At 67.7% G+C, this 11563-nt stretch carries 12 protein-coding genes; 8 read left to right on the top strand and 4 right to left on the bottom strand.

Annotated elements, in window-relative coordinates; translation table 11 throughout:
- The first annotated feature begins 22 nt into the window (after positions 1 to 22).
- The 3 genes from ACWGCN_RS26550 (at position 23) to ACWGCN_RS26540 (ending at position 2917) form a co-directional block, all read left to right on the top strand.
- Complete coding sequence (locus ACWGCN_RS26550) at positions 23 to 1087, top strand: phosphotransferase family protein (protein ID WP_379315171.1); 1065 nt, start codon at positions 23 to 25, stop codon at positions 1085 to 1087.
- Between the two features lie 70 nt (positions 1088 to 1157).
- Complete coding sequence (locus ACWGCN_RS26545) at positions 1158 to 1682, top strand: DinB family protein (protein ID WP_452460043.1); 525 nt, start codon at positions 1158 to 1160, stop codon at positions 1680 to 1682.
- A 104-nt stretch (positions 1683 to 1786) separates the two neighbouring features.
- Complete coding sequence (locus ACWGCN_RS26540; RefSeq protein ID WP_378996349.1) at positions 1787 to 2917, top strand: NDMA-dependent alcohol dehydrogenase; 1131 nt, start codon at positions 1787 to 1789, stop codon at positions 2915 to 2917.
- Here ACWGCN_RS26540 and ACWGCN_RS26535 read toward each other — a convergent pair whose 3' ends face one another.
- Positions 2918 to 3274, bottom strand: a complete 357-nt coding sequence (locus ACWGCN_RS26535) for an iron chaperone (protein WP_378996347.1) — start codon at positions 3272 to 3274, stop codon at positions 2918 to 2920.
- A 10-nt stretch (positions 3275 to 3284) separates the two neighbouring features.
- The gene (gene aztA / locus ACWGCN_RS26530) at positions 3285 to 3962 is read right to left on the bottom strand and encodes a zinc ABC transporter ATP-binding protein AztA (RefSeq protein ID WP_452460044.1); all 678 of its coding nucleotides are present in this window, start codon (positions 3960 to 3962) and stop codon (positions 3285 to 3287) included.
- 48 nt (positions 3963 to 4010) lie between these two features.
- Here aztA and aztB point away from each other — a divergent pair, with 48 nt between their 5' ends.
- From aztB to aztD, 3 genes are all read left to right on the top strand, one after another.
- On the top strand, positions 4011 to 6113 hold the full coding sequence (aztB, locus tag ACWGCN_RS26525) for a zinc ABC transporter permease AztB (protein WP_452460045.1): 2103 nt from the start codon (positions 4011 to 4013) through the stop codon (positions 6111 to 6113).
- A gap of 104 nt (positions 6114 to 6217) precedes the next feature.
- On the top strand, positions 6218 to 7138 hold the full coding sequence (gene aztC / locus ACWGCN_RS26520) for a zinc ABC transporter substrate-binding protein AztC (RefSeq protein WP_452460053.1): 921 nt from the start codon (positions 6218 to 6220) through the stop codon (positions 7136 to 7138).
- A 26-nt stretch (positions 7139 to 7164) separates the two neighbouring features.
- The gene (gene aztD / locus ACWGCN_RS26515) at positions 7165 to 8325 is read left to right on the top strand and encodes a zinc metallochaperone AztD (RefSeq protein WP_452460046.1); all 1161 of its coding nucleotides are present in this window, start codon (positions 7165 to 7167) and stop codon (positions 8323 to 8325) included.
- Positions 8326 to 8403: 78 nt separating this feature from the next.
- Here the strand turns inward: aztD and ACWGCN_RS26510 are convergent, their stop codons facing one another.
- The gene (locus ACWGCN_RS26510) at positions 8404 to 9600 is read right to left on the bottom strand and encodes a serine hydrolase domain-containing protein (RefSeq protein ID WP_452460047.1); all 1197 of its coding nucleotides are present in this window, start codon (positions 9598 to 9600) and stop codon (positions 8404 to 8406) included.
- 39 nt (positions 9601 to 9639) lie between these two features.
- On the opposite strand from ACWGCN_RS26510, the gene ACWGCN_RS26505 reads away from it, so the two are divergent.
- Both ACWGCN_RS26505 and ACWGCN_RS26500 read left to right on the top strand, forming a co-directional pair.
- The gene (locus ACWGCN_RS26505; RefSeq protein WP_378996333.1) at positions 9640 to 10455 is read left to right on the top strand and encodes a serine hydrolase domain-containing protein; all 816 of its coding nucleotides are present in this window, start codon (positions 9640 to 9642) and stop codon (positions 10453 to 10455) included.
- Between the two features lie 103 nt (positions 10456 to 10558).
- On the top strand, positions 10559 to 11095 hold the full coding sequence (locus ACWGCN_RS26500) for a DUF3145 domain-containing protein (protein ID WP_378996331.1): 537 nt from the start codon (positions 10559 to 10561) through the stop codon (positions 11093 to 11095).
- A gap of 47 nt (positions 11096 to 11142) precedes the next feature.
- Here ACWGCN_RS26500 and ACWGCN_RS26495 read toward each other — a convergent pair whose 3' ends face one another.
- Complete coding sequence (locus ACWGCN_RS26495) at positions 11143 to 11514, bottom strand: nitroreductase family deazaflavin-dependent oxidoreductase (protein WP_378996329.1); 372 nt, start codon at positions 11512 to 11514, stop codon at positions 11143 to 11145.
- Positions 11515 to 11563 lie beyond the last annotated feature (49 nt).

Raw genomic sequence — 11563 nt, 5'->3', positions numbered from 1 at the left:
TCCCCGCCGATCTCCGGGCACAATGTGCGGCATGGCTGTTTCTCAACCTGTCGATGTTGACCCGGCGATCGCCGATTTCGCGGCGATCGGGCGGTGGATGGACGAACAGGGCTTGCCCGGGACGGAATTCGATGCGGTCACCGCTCTGGGCGGCGGCACGCAGAACGTGATGCTGCGCTTCACCCGGGGCGGGCGCGAGTACGTGCTGCGGCGCGGGCCCAAGCATCTGCGTGCCAAGAGCAATGAGGTGATCGGCCGGGAATCACGACTGCTGCGCGCGATCGCCGGCACCGAGGTGCGCTCGCCCCGGGTGATCGCGGCCTGCGACGACGAGTCGGTGATCGGTGCGGTGTTCTATCTGATGGAGCCCATCCGCGGCTTCAACCCGCAGACGGAACTGCCCGAACTGCACGCCGGTGATCCCGAGGTCCGGCGCCAGATGGGTCTGTCCGCGGTCGAGGCCATCGCCCGGCTCGGCTCCCTCGACTATCAGGCGCTCGGCCTCGACGACTACGGACGTCCCGCGGGTTTCCTCGAGCGGCAGGTCCCGCGCTGGCTGCGCGAACTCGACTCCTACAACGCCAACGAGGGCTACCCCGGCCCGCAGATCCCCGGTCTCGAGCGGATCGGCGACTGGCTCGAGCGGCACCGGCCGGCGGACTGGCTGCCCGGCATCATGCACGGCGACTGTCACCTGGCGAACATGATGTTCGACTACGACGGCCCCGAGGTGGCGGCGATGGTCGACTGGGAGATGTCGACGATCGGCGATCCGCTGCTCGACCTGGGCTGGCAACTGGCAACCAGGCCAGAGCCCGGCACCGTCGGGGCGGGTCTGATGGGCACCCTCGGCACCGTCGGCGGTCTGCCGACCGAGGCGGAGATGATCGAGCACTACGGCAAGTTCTCCGATCGCGATCTCAGTGCCGTCACCTGGTACACCGTGCTGGCCTGCTTCAAGCTGGGCATCGTCCTCGAGGGCACGTACGCGCGGGCCTTCGCGGGCAAGGCGCCCAAGCCGGTCGGCGACTTCCTGCACGCGGTGACGCTGGAACTCTTCGAGCAAGCGAATCAGCTCGCCGAATGATGCCGGATCTCGCCGGTAGTTGGCCGAATATAGATGGAGCATAAAAAGAGGACAATTTAGGCTGACTTCCATGATCGTCCCCGACACCAAGAACTGGACCTGGGTCCTCGAACGCACCTGCTCCGAGTGTGGATTCGATGCCGAGGCCACCGCGTACTCGGCCGTCCCCGAGCTCGTGCTCGACAGTGCCACCCGCCTCGGTGCGGCGCTCGAACGCGACGACGCGCGAGTGCGTCCCGACGAGCTGACCTGGTCGGTCCTCGAATACGGCGCTCACGTGCGCGATGTGTGCCGGATCTTCGATACCAGGCTCGCACTGATGCTCGACGGTGACGGGGTCGAGGCGCCGCGGTTCGAGAACTGGGATCAGGACGCGACCGCCGTCGCCGATCGCTACGACCGGCAGGACCCCGCCGTAGTGGCCCGGGAGCTGGCGCTCGCCGCCGATCGGGTGGCTGCCGCGTTCGGCGCGGTGCCCGCCGATCGGCTCGATCTGCGGGGCGCGCGCAGTGACGGTTCGCTGTTCACGGTCACCTCGCTGGGCCGGTACTTCGTGCACGACGTCGTGCACCACGTCCATGACGTGCGCGGATAGAAATCTCTCGAATATTTTCTAGAACGTGTTTCAGAAACCGGTGATTTGTGGCTAGGGTGAGTGCAGTCACAACGAGGCACGAGCTTGGCGAGAGGTCTACCGGCATGAAGACGAAGGGCGCGATCCTGTGGGGCACCGACCAGGAATGGTCGGTCGAGGAGATCGAGGTCGGCGACCCCGTCGCCGGTGAAGTGCAGATCCGGATGGAAACGGCGGGCATGTGCCACTCCGACCATCACATCGTCACCGGCGCGACGCCGATGCCGGCCTACCCGGTGATGGGTGGGCACGAGGGCGCGGGTGTGATCACCAAGCTCGGCCCGAACTGTCCGGCCGACCTGGCCGTGGGTGACCACGTCATCCTGTCGTTCATCCCCGCGTGCGGCCGCTGTCCCTCGTGCGTCGCCGGCAACATGGCGCTGTGCGACCTGGGCGCCGGACTGCTGATGGGGCAGGCCATTTCGGACGGCACGTACCGCATCCAGGCGCGTGGCGAGAATGTCATCCCGATGTGCCTGCTCGGCACGTTCTCCCCGTACATGACGGTGCACCACACGTCCGTGGTGAAGATCGATCCCACCATCCCGTTCGAGGTGGCGTGCCTCGTCGGCTGCGGCGTACCGACCGGGTTCGGATCGTCGACCCATGTGGCACAGGTGCAGCCGGGTGAGACCGTGGTGATCGCGGGTATCGGCGGCGTCGGCATGAGCGCGCTGCAAGGGGCTGTGCTCTCCGGTGCGTCGAAGGTCATCGCCATCGACCCGAATCCGTGGAAGCGCGAACAGGCGCAGAAGTTCGGCGCCACCCACACCTACGAGAGCATGGCCGCCGCGATCATGCCGATGATCGAGGCCACCGAGGGTCGGATGGCCGAGAAGGTCATCCTCACCATGGGTGAGATGCACGGCGACTACGTCGAGGAGGGCCTGATCCTCACCGGCAAGGCGGGCACTCTCGTCGTCACCTCGATGGGGCGCATGGACGCCGGCGACGTCAAGATGAACAGCTTCCTGCTGTCGATGTTGCAGAAGACGGTGAAGGGCACGATCTTCGGCGGCGGCAACGCTCGCCAGGACGCGCCGCGCCTGCTCTCGCTCTACAAGGCGGGCCAGCTCAATCTCGACGACATGGTCACGCGCACCTACTCGCTCGAAGAGATCAACCAGGGCTACCAGGACATGCTGGACGGCAAGAACATCCGCGGCATCATCCGCTTCACCGAAGCCGACTGGTAGTCAGCTCTTGCCCGCCCGCTCGGCGAGGCGGACCGCGACCTGGGCGATCAGGTCGTACGGAATCGGTTCGCCGAGTGGGAATTTCAAGGTGCCACGGCCCGAGTTGTAGGGCTCGACGGCTTGCTCGAGCGCCTCGTCCCCCTCGGGGACGGGGTACACGCTCACGTGGGACTTCCAGCCCGCGAAGAAGATGAACACCCGGCCGTCGATGGTGGCGGCCGGGATGGCGTAGCTGATCTTTTCGCCCGTGTCGGGCACCGCGCGGTGGATCGTTTCGCGGATCCGCTGCAGGACAGCGCGCTCCGACGGCGGTTGGGCCGCCAGATAGGCGTCGACGGAGTCGGGTTTCTCGGTCATGTCCTCGACTCTAGGCTCTGACCAGCACTTTCTCCGGATGACCCGCGGCCTTCAGTCGCCCGTCCCGCAGCAGCAGACAGTGGTCTGCCCGGCTCGCCTCGTCCAGGTCGTGGGTGGCCTGGACGACAGTCACACCTTCCGTGCTGATCTGCGTCAGAACCCGGGAGATCTCGGTCTGAGACGCCTCGTCCAAGCCCGCCGCCGGCTCGTCCAGCAGCAGTAGATCGGACTCCTGCGCCAAAGCCTGTGCGAGCAGGGAGCGTTGGCGCTGACCGCCCGAGAGGGTGTCGAGCCGCCGGGTCGCCAGGTCGGCGAGCTCCATGCGCTCCAGGCAGGTGCGCGCGATCTCGCGATCCGCACGGGTGAGACGCCGCCACGGTCCGCGGTGCGCCCAGCGCCCCATCGCGACCACTTCTCGCACCGTGATCGGCAGCGTCGGTGGAATCGCTGTGTGTTGCACCACGAAGGCGGGTCGCCGGGTGGTGGACCGGTGCACCGTCCCCTCCTGTGCCGCCACGGTGCCGGCGAGAACGCCGAGCAGGGTCGATTTCCCCGAGCCGTTGGGTCCGACGATCGCGGTCACCTGCCCCCGCGGGATCGTGGCCGTCACCTCGTGGAGTACGGGCCGCCGGGCGTAACCGGCGGTCAGCCGCTCGATCCGGATTGCTGCGTCATCTGTGTGCTGCATCTCACCTCAATTGAAACGATAATCATTTTCAGTATATCGTCTCGCGCTATGGATTGGCTGTTCGCCCCGTTCGAGGTGGCTTTCGTGCAACGCGCGCTGTGGGGTGGGCTGCTCGTGTCGTGCGTATGTGCCCTCGCCGGGACCTGGGTGGTGGTGCGCGGCATGGCATTTCTCGGCGACGCGATGGCGCACGGGATGCTGCCCGGCGTCGCGGTCGCCGCCTTGCTCGGCGGGAACCTGATGATCGGCGCCGCGATCAGTTGCACCGCGATGGCCGCCGGAGTGTCGCTGCTCAGCCGTGGCAAGCGGTTCGCGCCGGATACCGCGATCGGGCTGTTGTTCGTCGGGATGCTCGCGACCGGGGTGATCATCGTGTCGCGGTCGCAGTCCTTCGCGGTGGATCTGACCGGGTTCCTGTTCGGTGATGTGCTCGCCGTGCGTGCCGTCGACTTGTGGTATCTCGTTGCGGCCCTTGGCGTCGCGCTGGTGGTGGCGGTGCTCGGACATCGCGCGTTCGTCGCGCTGACCTTCGATGCACGTAAGGCACACACCCTCGGCCTGCGTCCGAAGCCGGCGCACGCGGCGCTGGTGGGGTTGGTCACCCTGGCGATCGTGGCGTCGTTTCATGTCGTGGGGACGCTGCTGGTCTTCGGATTGCTGATCGCACCGCCCGCCGCCGCGGTGTTCTGGTCGAACCGGGTGCCGGTGGTGATGGCGGTTGCCGCGTTGATCGGTGGGCTGTCCACCGTGGGGGGACTGGTCATTTCGTGGCACGCGGGAACCGCGGCGGGGGCCACCATCGCGGCGGTGGCCGTCGGCGCGTTCTTCGTGTCCGCGCTCGTTTCCGCGGTGCGGGAACGGGTCGGCCGGGTGGGCGTGGTCGCGCTCGCCGCGGTGCCGTTGGTCGGCTGCGGGGCAACGGAGGTTCCGGTCGTCGAGGAGGCGGCGCCGCACGGGTTCGTCGCGGGCGCGGAGGAGATGAGCGAGGCTCAGACACGCGTGGTTGTCGCCGACGGGGCCGGGGCTGTACGGGTGATCGATCTGTCGAGTGGGGAGGTCACGACAGTCGCCGCCGGTTCACCGGAAAGTGTTCGAGCGCAACCGCATTCGAGTGCACCAGGTGGTGCTGCGCCGTCACCGAGCAGTGGCGACCAGAAGGTGTCGACCGTGGGAGCGGTGGGGGACGGGCGTTTCGCGTACCTGAGTTCAGGTGGGTCTATCCAGGTCGTGGACAGCGGAGCGTGGACCGTCGACCACGTCGACCACCGGCACTACTACAAGGCCCCCGTGCGGGAGATCGGTGCGATTGCCGCGACCGACAGTGGTGCGACTACCGGGCCTGGCGCCGCAAGTGTTTCTCCCGCACCGGAAGGCGCCCGCGGGGTTGTCGGGGCGTACAGCGATGCTGCCGTCGCGTCGGTGGTGCTGGACTCCGGCGCGTCGATCTTGTTCGACCGTCCGGCGCTGGACGGCGGCGTCGTCCAGACGCAACGCCGCATCGAGGGCATCGCGGTGCCGTATGCCGAGCGGATCGTGGTGGCTGACAGCTCGGGTCGAGTCGAGGTGCGCGGGCGTGACGGCGCGGCCGGGCGAGTGCAGGCTGCCACGTGTCCGCAGCCGAGAGGGCAGGCCGTTACCAGGCGCGGAGTAGTTTTCGGCTGTGCGGACGGCGCGGTCGTGGTGGCACAGCGCGAGGGCGAGGTCGTCGCCGAGAAGATTCCCTATCCGGCCCAGACCTCGGACCGGGCGAGCGCCTTCACCCACCGCCCCGGCAGCACCACCCTGACCGCGCTCGCGGGCCGCGATGGTGTGTGGACGCTCGACATCAGGAAGAAGACCTGGGCTCGTGTCGCGATCTCCGGCGCGGTCGCGGTGAACACCGCCGGTGAGGGATCGCCGCTGCTGGTGCTCACCCGCGACGGCGTGCTGCACGGCATCGACCCCGGCACCGGCACGGAGACGACGCGGACCGCGCTCATCGCCGGACCCGTCGAAGGAGATCCGGTGATCAATGTCGACCCGGAGCGCGCCTACATCAACGACTCTCGGGCGCGCACCGTCCACGAGATCGCCTACAACGACAATCTTCGCGTCGCGCGCACGTTCTCGCTGGACATCGCGCCCTCGCTGATGGTGGAGACCGGCCTGTGAAGCGCGCGCACATCTCTCACGTTCTGCCCTCGAGCCGACGGCGGGCAACTGCCGTGCCGTCGATACCGCTTCGCCGCTACGACATTGGTCGAATCACGGAGACGATCCGCCGCGCATTCCCGCTCCTGTTCGCGGCTGCCCTGCTCGTGCCGCTGGTGAGTGCGTGCAGCAGCGGGGCCGAGCGGTCCGGGATCGTGGTGACCACCAACATCCTCGGCGATCTGACCCGGGCCGTCGTCGGTGACACGGTGCCGGTGACGGTGCTGATGCAGGCGGGGGCCGATCCGCATTCGTTCGGTATTTCCGCACGTCAAGCCGCCGAGATCGAGCGAGCCGCACTGGTGGTGCACAACGGGCTCGGGCTCGAGGAAGGTGTGGCCCGGCACGTGGGGGCTGCCGCCGGTGCCGGGGTTCCCACCCTCGCCGTGGCCGAGCGAGTGGATCCGATCACCTACACCTCCGATGAGTCGGCGGGACAACCCGATCCGCACTTCTGGACCGATCCGCGCCGGGTGCGCACGGCTGTCGAGGCGATCAGTACCGAGGTGCTTGCCCGGGTCGACGGCATCGACGCCGACACAGTGCGGGCGAACACGCAACGCTACCTCGGCGAGGTCGACGAGCTGGACCGGTGGATGACCGATCGGTTCGCCGCCGTCCCGGCCGAGCGCAGGCAGCTGGTGACCGACCATCACGTCTTCGGGTATCTCGCACAGCGATTCGGATTCCGGGTGATCGGCGCGGTGATCCCCAGCGGCACCACCCTGGCCTCGCCGAGCGCCTCCGATCTCGACGACCTCGCGACCGCGATCAGGACCGCGGGCGTGCGCGCGATCTTCGCCGACTCCGCACAGCCCGATCGGCTGTCGCGCGTCCTCGCCGAACACACCGGGCTACAGGTGCAGGTGATCGCCCTGCACACCGAGTCGCTCACCGCGCCCGGTGGCGGCGCGGCCACCTATCTGGAGATGGCTCGCGCCAACACCGAGGCCATCGCCCGTGGTCTATCCGGGCCCAGCACGTAATGCACGCACAAGAGATGGAGCACTACATGAACAGGTCACGGACCACCACCATGGTGGCCCTGTCCGCGGCACTCGCCTCGGCGATGGCGCTGAGCGGTTGCGGCACAGCGGATTCCGGTCACGACCACCCGCACACGCCCGGTGCCGAACCGATCGCCCTCACCTATGACGGCGGAATCTACGTCCTCGACGGCGCGTCACTGGCCCAGCGGGGCGAGGTGAAGATCGATGGCTACAACCGGCTCAACCCGGTCGGGGACGACGACCATCTGATGGTGTCGACCAAGGACGGCTTCCGCGTCTTCGACGCCTATGAGGCCGCGTTCACCGGAACCCAGTTCCCGGCCGCCAAGCCGGGCCACGTCGTCCGGCACGCGGGTAAGACGGTGCTGTTCGCCGACGGCTCCGGTGAGGTCACCGTCCTCGACACCGCGCAGGTCGACAGCGGTAAGCCGACGGAGGTCTACAAGGCCGCCGCCCCGCACCACGGTGTCGCGATCGAGTTGAGCAACGGGAACATGGTGCTCACCCTCGGCACCGAGGACAAGCGGGTCGGCGTCGTCGCGCTCGACAAGGACCGCAAGGAGCTCACCCGCAACGAGGACTGCCCCGGCGTGCACGGCGAAGCGGCGGCCCAGGGCGAGGCGGTCGTGATCGGCTGCCAGACCGGCGCCCTCGTCTACCGCGACGGCAAGATCACCAAGGTCACCAGCCCCACCGCCTACGGGCGGATCGGCAACATGTCCGGCACCGACGCGTCGCCGATCGTGCTCGGTGACTACAAGCAGGACAAAGACGCCGAACTCGAACGCCCGCAGCAGATTTCGCTGGTGAACACCGTCGACGGCACGCTGCGACTGGTCGACATCGGCACCAGCTACACCTTCCGTTCGCTGGCCCGCGGCCCGCAGGGTGAGGCGCTGGTGCTGGGCACCGACGGCAAGATCCACGTCATCGACCCCGTCGCGGGTGCGGTGGTTCGCACCATTCCCGTGATCGGCAGCTGGCAGGAGCCGCTCGACTGGCAGGTCGCCCGCCCGAACCTGTTCGTTCGCGACGGCGTCGCCTACGTGAGCGACCCCGCGTCCAAGCAGGTGCACCGTGTCGACCTGGCCGCCGGAAACATCACCGCCAGCGCCACTCTGGCCGCCACGCCGAACGAGCTGACCGGCGTCACCGCGCACTGATCGAGGTCACCACGCTCGCCCGTGTTCGTTTCGGGGAACACCGGGCGAGCGTGGTGCTCGTCGGTTCGGATCGTGGACTCAGGCGGCGCACCGCACGACGACCTCGCGCAGGTTGCGGCTGCGCACATCGTCGAGAATCGCCATACCGAGGCGATTCATGCTGTAGCCGAAGCCCACTCCGGTTGCCGGGTCGGCGAATCCGAAGGAGCCGCCCAAACCGGTGGTGCCGTACGCGCGTTTGTCCGAGCCGAAGCGGAACGTGCCGCGCGACTTGCGGAAACCGAGGTGGTAGCGGCTCTTGGTGTGCAGCACCAGATCGTCGGCGGGCACATCGTCGGCGGTGTCGGCGGCGGCCAGCAGGTCGAGAACGTCCTCGCTGATCGGCAGCACACCGGTGCGGCCCGCGGCGGCGCCGTAGACCTTCGCCAGCGCGCGGGCATTACCGACGCCGTTCATGCCGGGCCATTCGATTTCTAGGAACTCCCGTCGCGCGGCGCGGGCGGGAGCGCCGGGGCGCGGATTGGTCAGGGCCGCGTAGGAGTATCCGCGCTTGGCATAGACCTCACCGCCGATGCGCAGCGGCAGATCGCGCCACTCGTAGCGCCAGATGTCCCAGCCCTTGGTCGCCGAGAGCTGGGCGACCCGGTCCATCGACTCGGTCTCGGGCAGTCCGATGAACAGATCGGCGCCGACCGGGGCGGCGATCTCCTCGGCGAAGAATCGCCCGAGACTTCGGCCCGCCGGATCCACCCGCCGCAGCAGTTCGCTCTGATACAGCCCCAGCGTGAGCGCGTGATAACCGTGCCGAGTGCCCGGCTCCCAGGCCGGCTTCTGCGCGGCCAGCAGTTCGCCGAGGGCCTCGCGGTCGACCAGTTCGCGCAGTTTCACGATCCGGTCCAGTCCCGACAGCCCGGCCTGATGGTCGATCAGCTGACGCACCGTGATGCGCTCCTTGCCGTGCGCGGCGAACTCCGGCCAGTACTTCGCCACCGGGGCCTCGTAGTCGAGCAGCCCCCGCGATACCGCCGCCGCGAGGGTGAACGCCGACATTCCCTTCGATGAGGAGAACACCGGCACGATCGTGTCGCGCTCCCAGGCCACCTCGCGCTTGCGGTCGCGATGGCCTGCCCACAGGTCGACCAGGGGTTGGTCACCGGAGTAGACGGCGACGGCGGCGCCGATCTCGCCGTGCTCGGTGAAGTTGCGGCGGAAGGCGTCGGCGACGGGGCCGAAACCGGCCGCCACGTCGCCGTGGATCGATGGTGCGGGACTCATGGTGTCCACGATCGTAGCCGCGTCTCGTACGCTGCCGATATGCGATCGTTGCAGCAGGTACAGCACTGGCCGGTCGAGAACGCCGCCGCCGCCGTCGTCACCGCAGGCACGGTGTCGAGCATCGGCGACACCGAACGGGTGTTCCGGCTGGCCTCGGTCACCAAACCGCTCGTCGCCTACGCCACCCTCGTGGCGCTCGAGGAAGGTGCGGTCGAACTCGACCAACCGGCGGGTCCGCCCGGTTCGACCGTGCGGCATCTGCTGGCCCACACCTCGGGCGTCGCGTTCGCCACTCCCGAAGTTCTCGCCGCACCAGGGGCCCGGCGTATCTACTCGAGCGCGGGCTTCGAACTGCTCGCCGATTTCCTCACCGAGCACACCGGGATCGAATTCCCGCAGTATCTGCGTGAGGCGGTTTTCGAGCCGCTCGGTATGCGCACGGCGGTCCTCGACGGTTCCGCCGGCCATGCGGGCAGTGCTTCCCTCGCCGACCTCACGCTATTCGCCGCCGAGTTGCTGACACCTCAATTGATATCTCAGCAAACTCTGGACGACGCGACCTCGGTGCAATTCCCCGACCGCAACGGAGTCCTGCCCGGATACGGCTCCCAGCGCCCCAACGACTGGGGATTGGGATTCGAAATCCGCGACGGGAAAACCCCGCATTGGACGGGGGCAACCAATTCCGCCCGCACCTACGGGCACTTCGGGCAGTCCGGCACGTTCCTCTGGGTCGATCCGGAAATCGGAGTGGCGACAATCGCGTTGAGCGACGAGAATTTCGGGGACTGGGCCAGAGCGGCGTGGCCGAAATTCAGCGATTCCGTTATCGCAGAGACACATAACACGCAGTAAAGTAACACGCGCAACACCGCACACTTCAGTACACTCGTGCCACGCCAGACCACGACGGGCCGTTGGGGAAGACGTTCCTTGTCGAGGCTGGAGGTGTTGGTAAGTGCGCGCATCGAGTCAGTTCGCTGACGCGACGGCGGGTGTGGTCTACATCCACTCATCGCCTGCCGCGTTGTGCCCTCACGTGGAATGGGCGCTGTCCACCGCGCTGTCGTCCCCCGCGAAATTGCGCTGGAACACCCAACCGGCCGACGGACAACTCCGCGCCAGCAGCGACTGGGTCGGCCCCGTCGGCACCGCGGCCCGGATAGCCCAATCATTGCGCACCTGGCCTGTACTCCGTTTCGAAGTCACCGAGGACCCCAGCGAAGGCGTCGACGGCGAACGCTACAGCTTCGTCCCCGCCCTCGGCCTCTGGCACGGATCCACCGGCGCCAACGGTGACGTGATGCTGGGCGAGATGCGATTACGCGCCTTACTCCAAGCCGCCAAAGAACTGGACGTCCACGGAACCTTCGACCTCTCCACCGAACTCGACCGAGCATTGGGCGCACCCTGGGACGAGGATCTCGAGGCGTTCCGTCAAGGGACCGACAACGTCGGCGCGGAAGTCACCTGGCTGCGACGGGATGTGGGCTGAACCCTGAACCGTGCGCCGCGGCGTTCATCGTGACCGGCCGGTCGCGGTCAGTCGGCGAGGTCCATGCGGAGGAACTCGGTGATGCGGAGGAGTTTCGGTGGGCGGGGGATTTCCGGGGGAAGTGCCTGGAACGCTTCGTCTCTGCCGACGACGCGGGGTGCGGTGAGGGCTACTTCCCGGCCGTCCGTGCGGAGTTGCGCGGTGCCTGCGGCCAGGATGTTCTGCACCCAGTCCGAGGCTGATCCGTAGACGAGGACGAACAGGTAGCCGCCGTCGACGGGGTGGGCGTCGAGTGGGGTGCGGTAGGTCTTTCCCGAGGAGCGGCCGGTGTGGGTGAGGACCGGCCATTTTCCGCCTGCGACAGCGCGGGGGTTGAAGACGCGCTTGTTGATGTGGCCCCACCAAATCGGCATAGGCATGAGGTGCTCCCTTGTTCGGGCCGGTGTGACTTACACTTGTAAGGCTGAC

Source organism: Nocardia sp. NPDC055050, assembly GCF_053608345.1.
This window is presented reverse-complemented; position numbering and strand designations above follow the sequence as displayed.

Coding starts and splice junctions, on each gene's coding strand:
- aztA (WP_452460044.1), bottom strand. CDS start 3,962: ATGCAGCACACAGATGACGCAGCAATCCGGATCGAGCGGCTGACCGCC.
- ACWGCN_RS26535 (WP_378996347.1), bottom strand. CDS start 3,274: ATGACCGAGAAACCCGACTCCGTCGACGCCTATCTGGCGGCCCAACCG.
- ACWGCN_RS26510 (WP_452460047.1), bottom strand. CDS start 9,600: ATGAGTCCCGCACCATCGATCCACGGCGACGTGGCGGCCGGTTTCGGC.
- ACWGCN_RS26505 (WP_378996333.1), top strand. CDS start 9,640: ATGCGATCGTTGCAGCAGGTACAGCACTGGCCGGTCGAGAACGCCGCC.
- ACWGCN_RS26495 (WP_378996329.1), bottom strand. CDS start 11,514: ATGCCTATGCCGATTTGGTGGGGCCACATCAACAAGCGCGTCTTCAAC.
- ACWGCN_RS26545 (WP_452460043.1), top strand. CDS start 1,158: ATGATCGTCCCCGACACCAAGAACTGGACCTGGGTCCTCGAACGCACC.
- aztB (WP_452460045.1), top strand. CDS start 4,011: ATGGATTGGCTGTTCGCCCCGTTCGAGGTGGCTTTCGTGCAACGCGCG.
- ACWGCN_RS26540 (WP_378996349.1), top strand. CDS start 1,787: ATGAAGACGAAGGGCGCGATCCTGTGGGGCACCGACCAGGAATGGTCG.
- ACWGCN_RS26550 (WP_379315171.1), top strand. CDS start 23: ATGTGCGGCATGGCTGTTTCTCAACCTGTCGATGTTGACCCGGCGATC.
- aztD (WP_452460046.1), top strand. CDS start 7,165: ATGAACAGGTCACGGACCACCACCATGGTGGCCCTGTCCGCGGCACTC.